A 19,459-nucleotide genomic window follows, 5' to 3' on the forward strand; every position below is an offset into this window, starting at 1 on the left:
ATTAAATAAAAAAAAGGTCGGTATTAAACCGACCTTTTCTGGATTTTCAGGCAATGAGGCTGGATTAATCGTCCAGCATTGCCTTGTCACGCACCGCGCCTTTATCTGCGCTGGTGGCAAACTTAGCGTAGGCCTTCAGAGCGGTGGTCACTTTACGTGGACGTTCCGCTGCGGGTTTCCAGCCCAGTTTTTCCTGCTCATGGCGACGGTGAGACAGCTCTTCAGCGGTCAGGTCGACATTGATCGAACGGTTCGGGATATCGATGTTGATGATATCGCCGTCTTTCAGCAGGCCAATGGCACCGCCAGAGGCAGCCTCTGGGGAGCAGTGACCAATTGACAGGCCAGAAGTACCGCCAGAGAAGCGGCCGTCGGTCAGCAGGGCGCATTCTTTGCCCAGGCCTTTCGACTTAAGGTAAGACGTTGGGTACAGCATTTCCTGCATGCCCGGGCCGCCTTTCGGGCCTTCGTAACGGATGATGACGATATCACCGGCAACGATTTCATCGTTCAGGATGCCCTTAACTGCGTCATCCTGGCTTTCGAAGATGCGCGCACGGCCCTGGAATACGTGGATAGACTCATCTACGCCGGCGGTTTTAACCACACAGCCGTCGAGGGCAATGTTGCCGTACAGAACCGCCAGACCGCCTTCCAGTGAGTAGGCGTTGTCGATGCTACGGATACAACCGTTTTCACGGTCGCCGTCCAGCGTCGGCCAGCGCGTACTCTGGCTGAATGCGGTTTGCGTTGGGATGCCCGCAGGACCGGCCTTATAGAATTGCACCACCTCTTCGCTTGGGTTGCGCATGATGTCCCACTTATCCAGCGCTTCTTTCATGGTCGCGCTGTGAACGGTTGGCAGGTCATTGTGCAGCAGACCCGCGCGGTCGATTTCGCCGAGAATACCCATGATGCCACCTGCACGGTGCACGTCTTCCATGTGGTACTTAGGTGAGTTCGGAGCCACTTTACACAGCTGAGGAACCACGCGTGACAGACGGTCGATGTCTTTCAGGTCGAAGTCGACTTCGGCTTCCTGAGCGGCAGCCAGCAGGTGCAGGATGGTGTTGGTGGAACCGCCCATCACGATATCGAGCGTCATTGCGTTTTCAAACGCTTTGAAGCTGGCGATGGAGCGCGGCAGTACAGACTCATCGTCCTGCTCATAGTAACGCTTGGCGTTTTCAACGATGCGACGGCCTGCTTCCAGGAACAGTTGTTCGCGGTCGGCGTGGGTCGCCAGTACTGAGCCGTTACCCGGCAGAGCCAGACCCAATGCTTCAGTCAGACAGTTCATGGAGTTCGCGGTGAACATACCAGAACAAGAACCACAGGTCGGGCAGGCGCTGCGCTCGTATTCGGCTACTTTTTCGTCAGAGGCCGAGTCGTCAGCGGCGATGACCATGGCATCGACCAGATCAAGCTTGTGCTCTGACAGCTTGGTCTTACCGGCTTCCATCGGGCCGCCGGATACGAAGATCACAGGGATGTTCAGACGCAGAGCCGCGAGCAGCATTCCGGGGGTGATTTTGTCGCAGTTCGAGATACAGACGATGGCATCCGCACAGTGCGCGTTAACCATGTATTCCACCGAGTCAGCAATGATTTCACGGCTTGGCAGGCTGTAGAGCATGCCGTCGTGACCCATAGCGATACCGTCGTCGACGGCGATGGTGTTGAATTCTTTTGCTACGCCACCGGCCTTCTCAATCTCACGAGCAACCAGCTGACCCAGGTCTTTCAGGTGCACGTGCCCCGGTACAAACTGGGTAAATGAGTTCGCAACGGCGATGATAGGTTTCTGGAAATCATCGTCTTTCATACCCGTCGCACGCCACAGGGCGCGGGCTCCGGCCATGTTGCGGCCGGCGGTAGACGTCTTGGAACGATACTGAGGCATGATCTCTCATCTCTTTATACGTAAAATAGTGGGGCATTGTATCAATCAGAGAGGTTGCGTGCATGTCTGAACTTACCCTTTATTATGATGGCCAGTGTCCTTTGTGTGTCCGCGAAATGGCACACCTGCGCCAGGCTGACCGGGATGGACGACTCACTCTGGTTGATATTCAGCAAGAGGGGTTTGCCGAGCTCTACCCGCATATCGACCCGCAGGCAGCGAGAACGATTCTCCACGCAAATACTGCGGATGGATCACTGCTGTTAGGATTGGATGTTACCTATCGCGCATGGTCTCTGGTGGGCAAAGGGTTCTGGATTGCGCCTCTGAGGTGGCCAGTGATCCGCTGGTTCGCAGATAAGGCCTACCTCTGGTTTGCCCGTAATCGCTACAAAGTGTCCGGTTGGCTGACAGGGCAGGAACGCTGTGACTCCTGCGGTCCCACAGGGTGTGATATTCCGAAAAAGGACTGATTCTGACATGACTCCCTCAAGCTCTGATCTCGTATTCCTGCCCTTAGGCGGCACCGGTGAGATTGGTATGAACATGAACCTCTACGGCCATGATGGCCAGTGGTTGATGGTGGATTGCGGTGTGACCTTTCCTAAGCCGGGGCGTGTATCTGCCGACGGAACCCGACATTATAGCGGCGAACCTGAAACCCAGATGCCAGATCCGGCATTTATAGAAGCGCGCAAAGACCAACTCGCCGGTCTGATTATTACTCATGCCCACGAAGACCACGTCGGTGCAGTGCCGTATCTGTGGCACAAGCTGCGTTGCCCGATCTATTGCACGCGTTTTACTGCTGAAGTACTCAAAAAGAAGCTCGCAGAGCACGGTCTGCTGCATCAGGTGAAAATTATCATCCCTGAAACCGGCGAACGCCTGCACATTGGCCCGTTTGATGTGCAGTGGCTGGCGCTGACGCATTCCATCCCTGATCCGAATGCGCTGATGATCCGTACTCCAGTCGGTAACGTATTCCATACCGGTGACTGGAAGCTTGATCCGGATCCAGTTGTTGGCCACGGCTATAAAGAAGAAACGTATCGTCAGCTCGCTGAAGAAGGCGTGTTGGCCATGGTGTGTGATTCCACTAATGCCACCGTCAACGGCCATTCGTTTTCAGAAGGTGCCCTGTACGACGGCCTGCGCAAATACATTGAAGGTGCAAAAGGTCGGGTGATCGTTACCTGTTTCGGCAGCAATATTGCTCGTTTAGTGACGCTTTCTCAGATCGGCGATGACACTGGTCGCTATATGGGTTTGTACGGCCGCTCGATGGTGAATATGTACAATTGCGCAAAACGTGCGGGTGTCTGGCCATATAACGCAGGCACAGTAGAGACCAGTCACCTGGGCTACCTCCCGCGTCATGAGGTTCTTGCTGTGGCGACTGGCAGTCAGGGGGAACCACGCACGGCGCTGCGTCGGTTAGCTGCGGGCACGCATCCTGACTTTGACCTTGATCCCGGCGATCGGGTGATCTTCAGTGCCCGCGCGATACCGGGTAACGAAGAAGCGATAGAAGGCCTGATCAAACAGCTGCAGGCGAGAGGCGTTGAAGTCATTACTGCCGATGACGTCGATATTCCTATTCATGCTTCCGGGCACCCGGCGCAGGAGGAGCTCGAAACCCTGTATAAATGGGTGCAGCCAGAAATCGCGATTCCGGTGCATGGCGAAGAAGAGCACATGCGCGCTCACGCTGGCCTTGCCAAAGGCTGCGGTGTGCCACGTACCATGACGGGCCGTAACGGCGATATCTTTATGCTGAGCCCGGTGCCCGGCATTCAACGCCAGAAAGTTCAGACCGGGCGACTGGGGTATGAAAAAGGCGGGTTGGTAAAAGTCGTTTAACCGTCAGCGCTATTGCTTTAATCTTTCTGTCTGTCAGTACCCGATAGTAAACGAATAAAAATAAGTAATAGAAAAGGACGGATACTCTTATGGAGCCTACAGGACACGCTGCTGGTCAGGCGAAATCTCGGTCTGAATTTTTATATTTAATTCTCTCCACCATGCCGGCATTCCTGATCATGGCCTTAGCCGTCGTGCTCAATACCAGCGTCAATGTGCATGGCCAGATGCTGGAATTTGCTGAACGCACCTGGGAAGGCTATTACCTGCTTCGTACTGACCCGGTTGCTCCGCCGTGCGACCCGAACCAGGATATTGAACAGGCCTTGGAGAGAAAGCTGCGCGAACAGGAAGAGCAGGCAGACGATGAGTTTGACTTACTCGCTTCAGAGCCGCTTCCGCCAGAGGTCATACGCCAGTCATTAGTTGCCGCTCAGGAAGAATGCCGCTTCCGCTATCGCCGTTATGAAAACGCGGTCGAGCGGATTACGCCTGTGGTCAGAGTGTTCCGCACGATTGAGCAGGGTATTGCTGAACTGGGCGATATCCGTATGAAAATCGCCGGTGTTCTGTTTGCTGTGTTGGTACTCCTGTGTGCGGGTACTGCGTTGACGCGCCGTCACCATATTTCGTTACGTCCGGCCATTACGAAACTGGATTTCCGGGTGTCGGCCTTTGCGCAATTGCTGGCCTTTGGGATTTTATTTACCTCGATGACCAGCTTTCAGGGAGATGTATTATCGTCTGGAATTAAAGTGAATTCCGGACAGAAAGTGCTGCTCTGGGTATGGATTATTGGCTTTGGTTCGGCGGCGCTGACTTGTCTGTACCAGATGCTGAAATTACCAGCGGAGGCAGAGCAGGGCGGCAATGTTGCCAACGCACTCTTGTCGGTTCCCCTATACGCCATTATGACCATTATCTCTGGCGGCTATTTTTTGCTGGCAGGGCATACCTCGGGTCTTGGCATCTATATCAATCAGATGATGGAAATGGCGGCGCTTATGCTTAACGTCGCCCTGTACGTTCTGATCGGTATGCTGCTTAAGCGTACCGATATGGCGCAGAAAGTATTTGATGCACTGCGGCCATTAAACCTGCGCCCTGAAATGCTTGCGGTGGTTGCTGTGGCGCTTTCGGCAATTCCTACGGCGTATACCGGTGGCTCGGGTATTTTCGTGATTGCGGTGGGTAGCCTGGTGTATCTGGAAGTACGCCGTGCAGGGGCTCGACGACAGCTGGCGTTAGCGGCGACAGCAATGTCCGGCTCGCTGGGTGTGGTATTGCGGCCGTGCCTGCTGGTGGTCATCGTTGCTGCATTAAATAATGAAGTAACCACAGATCAGTTGTTCGGCTGGGGCGTAAAAGTCTTTATGCTGACGACAGCCTTGTTTGCGTTTTATGCCTTTATTACCAGCAAGAAAGAGACCGCAGGAAACTCATCAAGCGGGATAAACCTTGCGGCATTTCTACCGGCACTTAAGCCTTTGATTCCTTACGTTCTGTTAATTGCAGGAACCTTGTTTGCCTACGCGCTTTTGTTAGACGCTTACCTGGATGAGTTCTCTGCGCCTGTTATTCTGCCTGTGTTGCTGGTGGTGATATTGGCCTATGAACGTCTGACTGCGCGAGTCGGTGGGGAAAATAGTGGCCGAGCGCCGGAGAAGAACGGTGAAGAATCAAAGCCGACGGTCTTCTCTACGCTGAAATCCTCTACGGCAGAATCCACGGTTCATATTGGCGCGCTGCTTTTATTGATGGGCACTACTATGACCATTGGCGGGGTGATAGAACGCGCAGAACTGATGCAGATGCTACCAACGGAGTTTGGCTCCGTCTGGATGGCCATGCTGGTACTGATCACGATACTGGTGTTGATCGGCATGATCATGGACCCATACGGTGCCGTGTTGTTAGTGAGCGTGACGATTGCCGGTATCGCCTATAAAGCAGGCATCGACCCGATTCATTTCTGGATGGTGACCTTGGTGGCCTTTGAGCTGGGGTATCTGAGTCCGCCGGTTGCTTTGAATCACCTTCTGACTCGGCAGGTGGTTGGCGAAGAAGAAATCCGCCTGTCGAAGCTTGAAGTGGAGGGTGAAAGCTTCTGGTACCGCAATGAGAAGATCCTGTTGCCGTTGGTCACCATGGCAACGGCATTGGTCATCGTTGCCTTCGGACCCTTGGTGTATCAACTCTATCAATAGCGCTGGCTGATCATGTGTCGGGTTACCCTTTGAACACAAGGCCGCTTTCGGGGAGAATAGCGGCCTTTATTCATTCCAGCTCAGATGTCACATGTCTAACGCAGAATTTATCGCCGAAGTCGGCAAGCGCCGTACCTTCGGCATCATTTCTCACCCGGATGCCGGTAAAACCACCATCACCGAGAAGCTGCTGCTGTTCGGGAATGCGATTCAGCTTGCCGGTACGGTAAAAGGCAAGAAGACCGGCCGTATGGCCACGTCTGACTGGATGCAGATGGAGCAGGAGCGTGGTATCTCGATCACCACCTCAGTGATGCAGTTCCCTTACCGCGACCGCATGGTCAATCTGCTGGATACCCCGGGACACGAAGACTTCTCGGAAGATACCTACCGTACGTTGACGGCCGTTGACTCTGTACTGATGGTTATTGATGGTGCGAAAGGTGTAGAAGACAGGACCATCAAGCTGATGGATGTCTGCCGTCTGCGTGATACCCCGATCTTTACCTTCATCAACAAGATGGACCGTGAAGTCCGTGAGCACATCGAAGTCCTCGATGAGATTGAGACCGTTCTTAAGATCAAGTGTGCTCCAGTCACCTGGCCAATCGGCATGGGTAAGGCGTTCAAAGGTATCTATGACCTGATGACCGACACAATTCACGTGTTTAAGCCAGGGCAGGCAAGCGTGGTGCCTGATGACGTGCAGATCAAAGGTCTCAACTCACCAGAAGCCGTTGCGCTGCTGGGGCAGGAGCTGATCGACGAAGTGGCCGAAGAGATTGAACTGGTACAGGCGGCAAGCCACGAGTTCAATCTGGATGAGTACCTGCGCGGCGAGCTGACGCCGGTATTCTTTGGTACGGCATTGGCGAACTTCGGCGTACGTGAAATGCTCAATTACTTCGTTGAATGGGCGCCTGCACCGCTGCCGCGTGAAACAGATCAGGGTGCCATTGTTCCTGATAATGACAAATTCACCGGCTTCATCTTTAAGATCCAGGCAAACATGGACCCGAAACATCGGGACCGTATCGCCTTTATGCGTATCTGTTCGGGTACTTACTCGAAAGGTATGAAGATGAAACACGTGCGTATTGGCAAAGACGTGAAGATCGCCGACGCGGTGACCTTCCTTGCTGGCGACCGTTCTGCAGTAGAAGAAGCGATCTCCGGCGATATCATCGGTCTGCATAACCACGGCACCATTCAGATTGGTGATACCTTCACCTTTGGTGACGATATGCAGTTCACTGGTATTCCACACTTCGCACCCGAACTGTTCAAGCGTGTACGCCTGAAAGATCCTCTGAAAATGAAGCAGCTGCAAAAAGGTCTGCAGCAGCTGTCAGAAGAGGGCGCGACTCAGCTGTTTATGCCGCTCAATAACAACGACCTGATTCTCGGTGCGGTTGGTGTGCTGCAGTTTGACGTAGTTCAGCAGCGTCTGCGTGATGAGTACAAAGTCGAATGTATCTATGAGCCAGTGTCGGTCAGTACAGCCCGTTGGGTGTATTGCGATGACAACAAGATGCTTGAAGACTTTAAGCGCAAAGGTGCAGAAAACCTGGCTATTGATGGTGGTGGTTACCTCACCTATATAGCTCCGACCCGCGTGAATCTGTCGTTGACCGAAGAGCGCTGGCCAGACGTGAAATTTAAGGCAACCCGCGAGCATTGATCACATTGCACTCCGGGTCATGGCCAGCATAGGGGCAGATGGCGTGTTAGTTTCGCGTAAATCTTGCCTTTTATGCTGCCAAACGTAACCATTGGTAACAGTTGTTATTGAGTAGGTAACTGCACTGAATTACAGTACGGATTCTTTGAGTTAACTCTCGTTCATTAAAAGGAGGTTAGTGGTGCAGAAGGTGACCGGCCCGACCGGAATTCTGGAAATCCTGGCCAAATCGTTGATCCGTCCTGGGGCTGCATCTGCTTCCCTGCTGATGGCTCTTGCCTCAACCTCCTACGCAGCAGCCCCTGTGTTCACCTCTCCGGCAGCCGTAGAAATCACTGAAGATGAGGCCTTAAGCCTTACTCTGACGGCCAGCGATGATGACGGCGACCCTCTGAGCTTCTCACTGCCGTCGGGACAGGCCTATCCAGCAGGGCTGGTTTTGAGCGGAGCCGATCTGTCATCTGATGCCGTCTCCATAACCCCTGCTGCGGCTGATATTACTGAAGATTTCACCTTTGACATCAGTGTTGAAGTCACTGATGGCGAAACACTGGTGCCTCAGACGATCACGGTCACCGTCCGGGATGCTGAGATCAAAGTGGTCACTGATGCTGCTGGTGGCGCAAATTCTGTTTCTGCTTCAGACCTGAACGCTGTTGAGAGTGTCTCCGGCGCAATTGTTGCTAACGAAGCCGCGTATCAGTCGGCTATCGCTGGCAAGTCTGCCACTGACCTGGATACCGCTGCCGAGATTCAGGCGTTGATAAACACCGTCAACAGCGGTGAATCTGTGCCTGTGTTCAGCTCTGATGCCGCTTTCACTATTACTGAAGGCGACAGCATCAGCCACACTCTGGTGGCGACCGACTCTAATGGCGATTCGCTGACTTATAGCCTCAAGTCTGGTCAGACTTTACCTGCGAATATCGCAGTATCCGGTGACCAGCTGAGCTCAGATGCAGTCAATACAGACACTTCTGGCGACGCCATTACCGCAGATACCTCTATTAATGTTGTCGTTGAAGTCACTGACGGCACTAATACTGTTGAGCAGACCATAGTCATCACGGTTCGGGATGCCGAACTCAAGGCGATCATGGATGCTGCCGGCGCGACTAACGGTATCTCCGCCGTTCAGCTGAATGCTGTTGAAGGTGTTTCTGGCGCAATTGTTGATAACGAAACCGCGTATCAGACGGCTCTGGCCGGTAAAACCTCGGAAGAAGTAGATACTCCAGCCGAAATCCAGGTGCTTATTGATACCGTCAATAGCGATGAATCTGTTCCCGTCTTCACCTCGGATGCGGCGTTTACTATCACTGAAAACGACAGCATCAGCCACACTCTGGTGGCGACGGATTCTAATGGCGATACGCTGACTTACAGCCTCAAATCAGGTCAGACTCTGCCAGCAAATATCGCAGTATCTGGCGACCAGCTGAGCTCAGATGCAGTCAATACTGACGCTTCTGGCAACGCCATTACCGCAGATGCCTCTATTAATGTTGTCGTTGAAGTCTCTGATGGCACAAACACCGTCGAGCAGACCATCGTCATCACGGTTCGGGATGCCGAACTCAAGGCGATCATGGATGCTGCCGGCGCGACTAACGGTATCTCCGCCGTTCAGCTGAATGCTGTTGAAGGTGTTTCTGGCGCAATTGTTGATAACGAAACCGCGTATCAGACGGCTCTGGCCGGTAAAACCTCGGAAGAAGTAGATACTCCAGCCGAAATCCAGGTGCTTATTGATACCGTCAATAGCGATGAATCTGTTCCCGTCTTCACCTCGGATGCGGCGTTTACTATCACTGAAAACGACAGCATCAGCCACACTCTGGTGGCGACGGATTCTAATGGCGATGCGCTGATTTACAGCCTCCAGTCTGGTCAGACTTTACCTGCGAATATCGCAGTATCCGGCGATCAACTGAGTTCAGATGCAGTCAATACTGACGCTTCTGGCAACGTCATTACAGCAGATACCTCTATTAATGTTGTCGTTGAAGTTACTGACGGCACCAATACTGTCGAACAGACCATCGTTATCACAGTTCTGGATGCACAACTGAAGGCCATCATGGATGCTGCCGGTGCAGCAAATACAGTGACTGCCGTTCAGCTGAATGCTGTTGAAGGTGTCTCCGGCGCAATTGTTGATAACGAAACTGCGTATCAAACGGCTCTGGCGGGTAAGACGTCAGCAGAGGTAGATACTCCAGCCGAAATCCAGGCTCTGATAAACACCGTTAATAGCGATGAATCTGTTCCTGTGTTCAGCTCTGATGCCGCTTTCACCATTACTGAAGGCGACAGCATCAGCCACACTCTGGTGGCGAGCGACTCTAATGGCGATGCGCTGACTTACAGCCTCAAAGCTGGTCAGACTTTACCTGCGAATATCGCGGTATCTGGCGACCAGCTGAGCTCAGATGCAGTCAATACTGACGCTTCTGGCAACGCCATTACCGCAGATACCTCTATTAATGTTGTCGTCGAAGTTACTGACGGCACCAATACTGTCGAGCAGACCATCGTTGTTACGGTTCTGGACGCAGAACTGAAGGCGATCATGGATGCTGCCGGTGCAGCAAATACAGTTACCGCCGTTCAGCTGAATGCTGTTGAAGGTGTGAGCGGTGCTATCGCCGATAACGAAGCCGCGTATCAGTCGGCTATTGCTGGCAAGTCTGCCACTGAACTGGATACCGCTGCCGAAATCCAGGCACTGATCGACACTGTTAACAGCGGTGAATCTGTCCCTGTGTTCACCTCGGATGCGGCGTTTACTATCACTGAAAATGACAGCATCAGTCACACTCTGGTAGCAACTGACTCTAATGGCGATTCGCTGACTTACAGCCTCAAGTCTGGACAGACCTTGCCTGCGAATATCGCAGTATCTGGTGACCAGTTAGGTTCAGATGCAGTCAATACTGACGCTTCTGGCAACGCCATTACCGCAGATACCTCTATTAATGTTGTCGTCGAAGTTACTGACGGCACCAATACTGTCGAGCAGACCATCGTTGTTACGGTTCTGGATGCAGAACTGAAGGCGATCATGGACGCTGCCGGTGCAGCAAACACAGTTACCGCCGTTCAGCTGAATGCCGTTGAAGGTGTCTCTGGCGCAATTGTTGATAACGAAGCCGCGTATCAGTCGGCTATTGCTGGCAAGTCCGCCACTGAACTGGATACCGCTGCCGAAATCCAGGCTCTGATCGACACTGTTAACAGCGATGAGTCTGTCCCTGTGTTCAGCTCAGACGCCGCTTTCACCATTACTGAAGGCGACAGCATCAGCCACACTCTGGTGGCGACCGACTCTAATGGCGATTCGCTGACTTACAGCCTCAAATCAGGCCAGACTCTGCCAGCAAATATCTCAGTATCTGGCGACCAGCTGAGCTCAGATGCAGTCAATACTGACGCTTCTGGGAATGCCGTCACCGCAGATATCTCTATTAATGTTGTCGTTGAAGTCACTGACGGCACCAACACTGTTGAGCAGACCATCGTTGTTACGGTTCTGGATGCAGAACTCAAGGTGATCATGGATGCTGCGGGCACGACTAATACCATTACCGTAGCGCAGCTGAATGCTGTTGAAGGTGTTTCTGGCGCTATCGCTGATAACGAAGCTGCGTATCAAACGGCTCTGGCCGGTAAAACGTCGGAAGAAGTCGACACTGCGGCTGAAATCCAGGCACTGATCGATACTGTGAACAGCGGTGAATCTGTCCCCGTCTTCACCTCGGATGCGGCGTTTACTATCACTGAAAACGACAGCATCAGCCACACTCTGGTGGCAACTGACTCTAATGGCGATACGCTGACTTACAGCTTCAAAGCTGGCCAGACTCTGCCAGCAAATATCGCGGTATCCGGCGATCAACTGAGTTCAGATGCGCTGATCACCGATGCAGCCGGCGATGCTATCACTGCAGATATTGTTATTAGTGTCGTTGTTGAAGTTACTGACGGAGCAAGCACGGTCGAGCAGACGATTACTGTTACCGTGCTGGATCTTGAGCTTAAAACGGTAAGCGACGCCGCCGGAACCGAAAACTTACTTACGGCTACGCAGTTAAACTCAGTTGAAGGTGTCTCTGGAGCACTTGAAGAAAACGAGACAGCCTATCAGGCCGCTATTGCTGCTCTTGCGCCGGAAGACTTCGATACGCCTGCAAAAATTCAAGGGCTGGTTGATTCCGTTAACAGCGGCGAATCAATTCCTGAGTTCACCTCAGCGACTTCTCTGGTGATTGTTGAAGGTGAAAGTTTCAGTCTGCAACTGAGTGCTACCGATTCTGCTGGCGACTCACTCGTTTTCAGTCTGCAGGAAGGTCAGGTGTTGCCTGCCGGTATTACCCTCAGCGGAAATACTCTCAGTAGTGGTTTACTCACAGAGGTTCCAGATGGCCAGCCAGTGACTGATGACATCAGCTTTGACGTTGTTGTTGAAGTTACCGATGGAACCAATGTCGTTGCTCAGACGATTACTGTCACTGTTCGTGATAAAGAGATTAAGGTCATTCGTGAAGTGGCTGGTGCTGCGAATACGATCACGGCCGCTCAGCTGAATGCTGTTGCCGGAATGGAAGGCCGCGCGATTACCGACAATGAGAGTGCATACCGTTCTGCTATCGCCAGCCGATCTTCCGTGGACCTCGATACTTCCGAAGAAATTATCGCCATGGTAGAGGCAGTCAACAGTGCACGCTCGATTCCTGAATTCACCTCAGGCGATGCCTTCACTCTGATTGAAGGCGAGAGCGCCTCCTTTACGCTCACAGCCACTGACGATAATGGTGACGAACTCACATACCGCCTGAAAGATGATCAGGTACTACCTGCGAACTTCCGTGTGTCCGGAGACCTTCTTGAGAGTGACTCTGTTCTTACGGATGAGTTCGGTGTTGCCATCACCAGTGATATTGCTTTCGATGTGATCGTCGAGGTGAGTGACGGTGTGAACACGGTGGAAGATGTGATAACGGTTACCGTCCGCGACGCTGAAATTTACGCGATCAGCAGTGTTGCAGGTGATCCTGCCAATGGCGTGACCGTTACTCAACTGAACGCGGTCGAAGGAATGGAGTCTTCCGCCATTGCTGGTAATCAGTTGGCATATCAGGCTGCCGTTGGTGAAGCCTCGCCGGAAGAGCTTGATTCTGCTGCGGAGATTATTGCCCTCGTCGCAGGGGTAAACACCGCTGAGTCTGTTCCTGAGTTTGTCTCAACCGACACTCTTACTATCACAGAAAACGATTCCGTATCTTTGTTGCTCGAGGCTCAGGATGCTAACGGCGATAGCCTGACATACAGCCTGAAGGCCGGACAGTCCCTGCCTGCGAGTTTCCGGGTAGAAAACCAGCGTCTTATCAGCGATGCGGTAACTACGGACGCAGCGGGAGAGCCCATCACCGTCGACGTCAGCTTCGCCGTTATCGTTGAGGTTACCGATGGTGTAAATACGGTTGAGCAGACCATCACCGTCACTGCACTGGATGCCCAACTCAAGACGGTTATGGATGCTGCTGGTGCGAGCAATACGATTACTGCCTCACAGCTGAATGCAGTGGAAGGTGTTTCTGGTGCTCTCGAAGAAAATAACAGTAAGTACCAGGCAGTTATTGCGCGTCTGACGGCTGAAGATCTGAACACTGCGGCTGAAATTCAGGCGGTTGTGCACAGTGTAAACAGTGTTCCTGTGATTACTTCATCTGCGCAGATTCGTGTTGTTGAAGACAGCAGTCTGATTTTTGATCTGACCGCCACGGATGCAGCAGGGGATGCGCTTACCTTCTCGATTCCTGAGCAGCCTCGCCCCGGCTGGGTTCGCCTGATTGCAGGGTCGCCTCAGTCATTAATTGGTTCGCCTTCAGACAGCGACGTCGGTCAATTCTCATTAATTGTTGAGGTCAGCGATGGTTTTGGAAATATCGTTTCTCAGACCATCAGTATCAGAGTACTGGACAAGGAAATTAATAAAATTTCAGAGGCTGCCGGCGGTGAAAATGTCATTACAGCGGATGACCTGAACGCTGTTGAAGGTATTGATAGTGCGATCGCAGCGCGGCAGGCACAGTATCGTGACGCAATCTCTGCGTTACAACCTGCCGACCTCGACAGCTTTGATGAAATCAGCGCTCTGGTAAACAGTGTCAACAGTGATCCGGAGTTCACTTCAGTCGCTGCTTTCAGTGTGATTGAGGGCGATGATCTCGGATTTACGGTAATTGCTATTGATGATGCTGGTGATCGTCTGACGCTCAGTCTGGTTGAAGACAATAGTAACGCGGGCTTTGTGACTCTTACTCAGACGATGGATGCCGAAGGCGAAGCACGGGCTTCGCTCTCGGGTGCTCCAGCAGACGTTGAGGTGGGTTCGTTTACTGTGCGGGTACAGGCCGGGGATGCCTACGGGAATACGGAAACTCAGCTGATCACAGTCACAGTGCAGGATGCCGAGATTCATACCGTGGCTTCAGCCGCTGGTGAAGCGAACTCTATCGGCGCCGCAGACCTTAACGCTGTTGAGGGTGTTTCGGGTGCTGTGCCTGAAAACAACACCAAATATCAGGCAGCAATTGCGCGGCTTTCCTACGAAGAACTTGATACCCCAGCTGAAATTCAGTCGTTGGTTGATCGGGTGAATACGGAGCCTGTGATTACCTCTCCAGACAGTGCCTTTGCTATCGAGCAGGAATCGTTCAGCTTTGTGTTTGAGGGCACTGATGCCGAAGGAAATGACCTGACGTTTACGCTGGTAAGTGGCCTGCCCGCCTGGCTGAGCTTTGATGGTACGGCTACATTGAGCGGTGTGCCTCAAGCTGAGGATATCGGATTCGTGACACTGGAAGTCAGTGCTACAGATGGGGTGAATGTCCTCGATCAGCAGTTGGCTATTGAGGTGATAGATGCCGAGATCTATCGCATCAGAGCGGTGGCAGGAGAAACTGAGCCTGGCTATCTGGTGACTGCCGCCGACCTCAACTCTGTTGATGGTGTATCAGGCGCCATCGAAGCTAAGGAAGGGCAGTATCAACAACTGATAGCGGGTCTGACAGAAGCAGAGTTGGATACCCCAGAAGAAATACAGCAGTTGGTTAATAGCGTGAACTCGGAGCCTGAATATACCGGAGATCCCGCTGTTACCGTGGTTGAAGCTCAAGCATTGAGTTTCCCACTGCAGGCCACAGATTCCGCTGATGATGATGTGCATTTTGCCATTGTCAGTGCACCTGCCTGGGTTCGCATGGGTGAGGGGTATGTGCTGGGTGGAACGCCTGCGAATGCAGATGTTGGCGTTGCACAAGTGACAGTTCGTATGTCGGATGACTACCTGAACGCTTCTGATGTGGTTCTGAGCATCACTGTCGTTGATAAAGAAATTTATCGTATCAGCAGCGCTGCGGGAGATGAGGATAACACGGTCACTGCGGCCAACCTCAATGCGGTGGAAGGAGTGACGGGTGCGATTCAGGAGCTCAATGCTCAGTACCAGGCGGCTATTGCCCAGTTAACCGCTGACGACCTGGATACTGCTGCCGAGATCCAGTCTCTGGTAAATAGCGTTAACTACGCCCCTGAATTTGTTGCCCCGACTGAGATCACACTGGTCGAAGGCGATGCTATCCGCAGTCTGCTGGAGGGGACAGATCAGTCTGGAGATGATGTGTATTTCTCTATCGTTGCGGGTCAGGATTTGCCGGACGCTAACCTTCAGATAGTCGAAGAAATGGGCGCTGTTTACCTCGTCAGTGAGGCGGTGAACGAAGATCAGTACGGAAATGCTGTGACGGCAGACACCAGCTTTGTTGTGACTGTTGAAGTGGACGATGGAATTTATGGCAACCAGGTGCAGGCCGATATTCTGGTGACACTGCTGGACCGGGAGATTTTCACCATCTCGTCGGCAGTAGGAGATAGCACTGCCGCACAGGCTCTGACGGTCGCTGACTTCCAGTCTGTTGCGGGGCTTGCGAATGTGTATCCAGAAAATATCGCGGCTTATCAGAGCGCCGTACTGAATGCGGTGTCTGCCGCTGACCTTGCTGAAATTCAGAGTCTTGTTGACGCTGTGAATATTAACTTCAGTATCACCAGCGCAGGCGTAACTTATATTGCCCGTACTGGAGGAGGCGAAGTGACGTTCAGCCTCACTGGTAAAGACTCTCGGGGGTACGATCTGTCATTTGCCATGGCATCGGATTGGACGCTGGACTGGATTTACGTTGATGGCAACGGTCGTCTGGCAGTTAATCCTCAGGTCGGTGAGCCGGTTGTGGTCAATCTGGTAGCAACAGACGGGGTGTACGAAGTCGCCTTTACCGTGACGTTAGTCGTCAGTGAGCCTGGGCGACTGGTGGTAAATGGCACGGAGGTTGAAGGACAGACTCTGATCGCTGCCGTGGACGATCCGGACGGCATCAGTGGTGAGATCAGTTACAGTTGGAGAGTTGATGGATACAGCATATCAAGCTCCGCGACACTGACCCTGGGCTCAGCCGAAGTAGGTCAGACAGTTAACCTGAAAGTCACCTATACCGATGATGCAGGTGACTATCAGCAGTTGACCTACTCAACTGGTGTGGTGGTCTCGAGAAGAGCCTACTCTCAGGAACTTATCGATGACTTCTTCAGTGGTGTGCCGGCTCAGGAGCCAACGCCGCAGGATTACATCAATATTGGTGTCACGCTCGTTTCTGAGGCGACCCTGACCCGTATCGTCAGTATTCTGAACTACGCCGTTCTGCAGCAGAGTGATATCGCAGATATCGACACGACAGAAGAAATTGAAGCACTGATCGAAGTGATCATGGCTGGGCAGGATTACGATAATGATGGCCTGCCAAATCATGTCGAAGGAACGCTTGATGAAGACGACGACGGTGTTCCGGATGAGCGCGATGAATACGACATCGATACCGATCGCGACGGTGTCGCTGACTGGCGCGACCTGGACTCCGATCATGACGGCATGACGGATGGACTGGAACTGTTCGGTTATCTGGGACTTGAGCGCGCGGATACTGATGGCGATGGCATTGATGACTGGTTTGACGCCACCCCTGAAGGAGGCTTTGAACTCGCTGAGGGTGTCATTGATGAGTTGCCGCTGGATGGCGTCGACGACCGCTTAGATACCCTTGCTGAGTTGGTAGTGGCGTATCCGGGGCTGGATAAAGACAGTGACGGTCTGGTCAATTGGCGTGATCTGGATGCCGACAACGACGGTATCATTGACCTTATCGAAGCAGGCTTCCGTGACCTGGATGAAAACGGTAAGCGGGATCCTCAGGATACCTCCATATCCAGTCTGCTTGACCTGCCAGACTCGGGAACGACCTATGCAGTCTGGACCGGAACGGCGGTGACTGGTACTGATTCCGATGGCGATGGTATTCTTGACGCCTTTGATAATCTGGACGGTTATGGTCTGCAGTCGAACGGGGCGTTTGATCAGGCGCCAGATAATGACAATGACGGTGTGCCGGATGACCGGGATGTTTCAGTTAATGAAGGAGTCGATGTGCGTACAGGTAGTGGCGGTGGATCAATGGGCAGTATTCTGCTGGCAGGACTTGCGGTACTTCTGATGGGCTTGCGGGGGCGGAGTTTCCGCTCGCTGTTAATGGCAGGCATGCTGATGGGGGCTGTGCAGAGCAGTCATGCGGCTCTGAACATTGGTGGTGCTGTGGGGTTCAGCTGGTTGACCCCGGAAATCGTTAATGACGACCTCGAGCTTGACCGTCGTCTGGGCATTGGTGGACAGATCAGCCTGGGGTATCGTCTGAACGAACAGTTTGGTGTGCTTGCTACTGCAACTGAGCTTGGCCAGGCCCGGGTGAATGGAGCGCCGTTTCAATACAGCAGCTTTGGTACCTACGTTGAATACCATCCGCGTGAAGTACGGAAAGGCCTTTGGGGGCTGGTGACCCGTTTCGGAATGAACCGGCTTCGCAACGTCTCCGGTGGCGATGGACTGAACATCGAAGGAAGCACCAACTACAGAGCAAGCTTCGCTGTCGGTGCCAAGTACACAGTAAAGTACAATGAAAGAGTCGAGTTTCTGCTTACTCACTACGCGCCGGATGCTCAGATGTTTACTCTGGGTTATGTCGTGTCTTTCTTCTGAATCTCATCTCAGATACGGGAAAGTCACTCAGCTGACTTTCCTTGCGTACGTTGCACTCTGAACTAAACTTTCCTGCATGGATCATCTCCCTTTATTAAGGAACAGAGAGCAATGACAGGGTATTTCGTATCAGGGGCACTGACAGCATTATTGTTCTGCGGTGTAGCACGTTGGTGGATGCAGGCGCTGCTGAATAAAGAAAAACTGAAGCTGGATGATGCCAAGGGCTATTATCTGGTCAGTTGTTTCGTTGTCGGGTTTCTTGTCAGCGCCGGATTCTTCTTTCTTGGTCAACAGGTCGGGTATGATCAACAGGCAGATACCTCTCAGGCAATGGGTCTTGCGGTCCTTCTGGACGCCATGACGGCATTGTTATGCCTGATCTGGGGCCTGGTCACCCTTCACGAACCTGAGCAATACTGAGCCTCTCACACAGGGGTGAGCAGTTTACAATTCCGATGTGAATTTATTCTTGCACTACCCCGATCTCTCTTATAGAATGCCGCCCTCTTTTCGAATCAACAAGCCAATTAAGGCGAGAAATTGATGAAAACTTACAGCGCAAAACCAGAAACCGTAAAACGTGAGTGGTTTGTTGTTGATGCAGCTGATCAAACGCTGGGTCGTCTGGCCACTGAGGTTGCTCGCCGCCTGAGAGGCAAGCACAAGCCTGAGTTTACGCCGCATGTAGACACCGGTGATTACATCGTTGTTATCAACGCAGACAAAGTTAAAGTAACCGGCAAGAAAGCTGGCGATAAGATGTACCATCGTCACACTGGTTACCCAGGTGGTCTGAAGTCTATCTCTTTTGAAAAGCTGATTGACTACAAGCCAGAACAGGTAATCGAACTTGCTGTTAAAGGCATGCTGCCAAAGAATCCTCTTGGCCGTGCTATGTTCAAGAAAATGAAAGTTTATGCTGGCGGTGAGCACCCTCATACTGCTCAACAGCCACAGGAACTGAAACTGGGATAAGATGATGGCAGTTACTCAATACTATGGTACCGGTCGTCGTAAGACTTCCACAGCTCGTGTTTTCCTGCGTCCAGGTACTGGCAGCATCACAGTAAACAAGCGTCCTCTGGACGTATACTTCGGTCGTGAAACTGCTCGCATGGTTGTTCGTCAGCCACTTGAGCTGACCGAGAGCCTCGAGAAGTTCGACGTTATCGTTAACGTTCAGGGCGGTGGTGGCAACGGCCAGGCCGGTGCTATCCGTCACGGTATTACCCGTGCCCTGATGCAGTACGACGAAACTCTGCGTCCTTCACTGCGTGCTGCGGGTTACGTTACTCGTGACGCTCGTGAAGTTGAACGTAAGAAAGTGGGTCTGCGTAAAGCACGTAAGAAGCCACAGTTCTCCAAGCGTTAATACAACGCTGCAGAGCAGAAAAGAGCGCTTATTGGCACAGATCAATAAGCGCTTTTTTTATGCCCAAAACCCCATGTTCTATGGGTATTTCAGGTTGTTTCCTGACCCTGTTTTCTTTACTATGAGCGCCGCTCTGTATGCTACGCTTGGTCTGTATAAAAAACGTACTACCTAGTCCTGACCAGGCGGCTACACAAGATTTTTTTTGATGGGAGAAGATGGTAATGAGTCAAGACGGCGTGAATAAGGCCCGGCGTACTCTGCTGGTCGGCGCGACTGCCGG

At 52.5% G+C, this 19,459-nt stretch carries 9 protein-coding genes; 8 read left to right on the plus strand and 1 reads right to left on the minus strand.

From position 1 onward, the window contains the following. Positions 1-64: 64 nt before the first annotated feature. Entirely contained in the window at positions 65-1,903 is a 1,839-nt protein-coding gene (ilvD, locus tag Q1L85_RS15915) for a dihydroxy-acid dehydratase (RefSeq protein ID WP_300427537.1), read from the minus strand. 62 nt (positions 1,904-1,965) lie between these two features. Here ilvD and Q1L85_RS15920 point away from each other — a divergent pair, with 62 nt between their 5' ends. From Q1L85_RS15920 to rpsI, 8 genes are all read left to right on the plus strand, one after another. Then, the gene (locus tag Q1L85_RS15920; RefSeq protein ID WP_300428384.1) at positions 1,966-2,376 is read left to right on the plus strand and encodes a DUF393 domain-containing protein; all 411 of its coding nucleotides are present in this window, start codon (positions 1,966-1,968) and stop codon (positions 2,374-2,376) included. A 7-nt stretch (positions 2,377-2,383) separates the two neighbouring features. Further along, positions 2,384-3,766: a ribonuclease J gene (locus Q1L85_RS15925; protein WP_300428385.1), complete on the plus strand. Its 1,383-nt coding sequence runs from the start codon at positions 2,384-2,386 to the stop codon at positions 3,764-3,766. A 179-nt stretch (positions 3,767-3,945) separates the two neighbouring features. Next, the gene (locus Q1L85_RS15930) at positions 3,946-5,973 is read left to right on the plus strand and encodes a TRAP transporter large permease subunit (protein ID WP_300428386.1); all 2,028 of its coding nucleotides are present in this window, start codon (positions 3,946-3,948) and stop codon (positions 5,971-5,973) included. 91 nt (positions 5,974-6,064) lie between these two features. After that, positions 6,065-7,654 carry a peptide chain release factor 3 gene (locus tag Q1L85_RS15935; RefSeq protein WP_300428387.1) on the plus strand — a complete coding sequence of 530 codons (1,590 nt, stop codon included), beginning with the start codon at positions 6,065-6,067 and terminating at the stop codon, positions 7,652-7,654. A gap of 181 nt (positions 7,655-7,835) precedes the next feature. After that, complete coding sequence (locus Q1L85_RS15940; RefSeq protein WP_300433580.1) at positions 7,836-17,801, plus strand: putative Ig domain-containing protein; 9,966 nt, start codon at positions 7,836-7,838, stop codon at positions 17,799-17,801. Positions 17,802-17,912: 111 nt separating this feature from the next. After that, a complete protein-coding gene (locus Q1L85_RS15945) occupies positions 17,913-18,224 on the plus strand; it encodes a hypothetical protein (RefSeq protein ID WP_300433581.1) in 312 nt (103 codons plus the stop codon). Positions 18,225-18,347: 123 nt separating this feature from the next. Further along, complete coding sequence (gene rplM, locus Q1L85_RS15950) at positions 18,348-18,779, plus strand: 50S ribosomal protein L13 (protein ID WP_300433582.1); 432 nt, start codon at positions 18,348-18,350, stop codon at positions 18,777-18,779. A 4-nt stretch (positions 18,780-18,783) separates the two neighbouring features. Then, positions 18,784-19,176, plus strand: a complete 393-nt coding sequence (gene rpsI, locus Q1L85_RS15955; RefSeq protein ID WP_300433583.1) for a 30S ribosomal protein S9 — start codon at positions 18,784-18,786, stop codon at positions 19,174-19,176. The last annotated feature ends 283 nt before the right edge of the window (positions 19,177-19,459 follow it).

Source organism: uncultured Thalassolituus sp. (genome assembly GCF_950066645.1).
In the GTDB taxonomy this organism is placed as follows: domain Bacteria; phylum Pseudomonadota; class Gammaproteobacteria; order Pseudomonadales; family Oceanobacteraceae; genus Thalassolituus.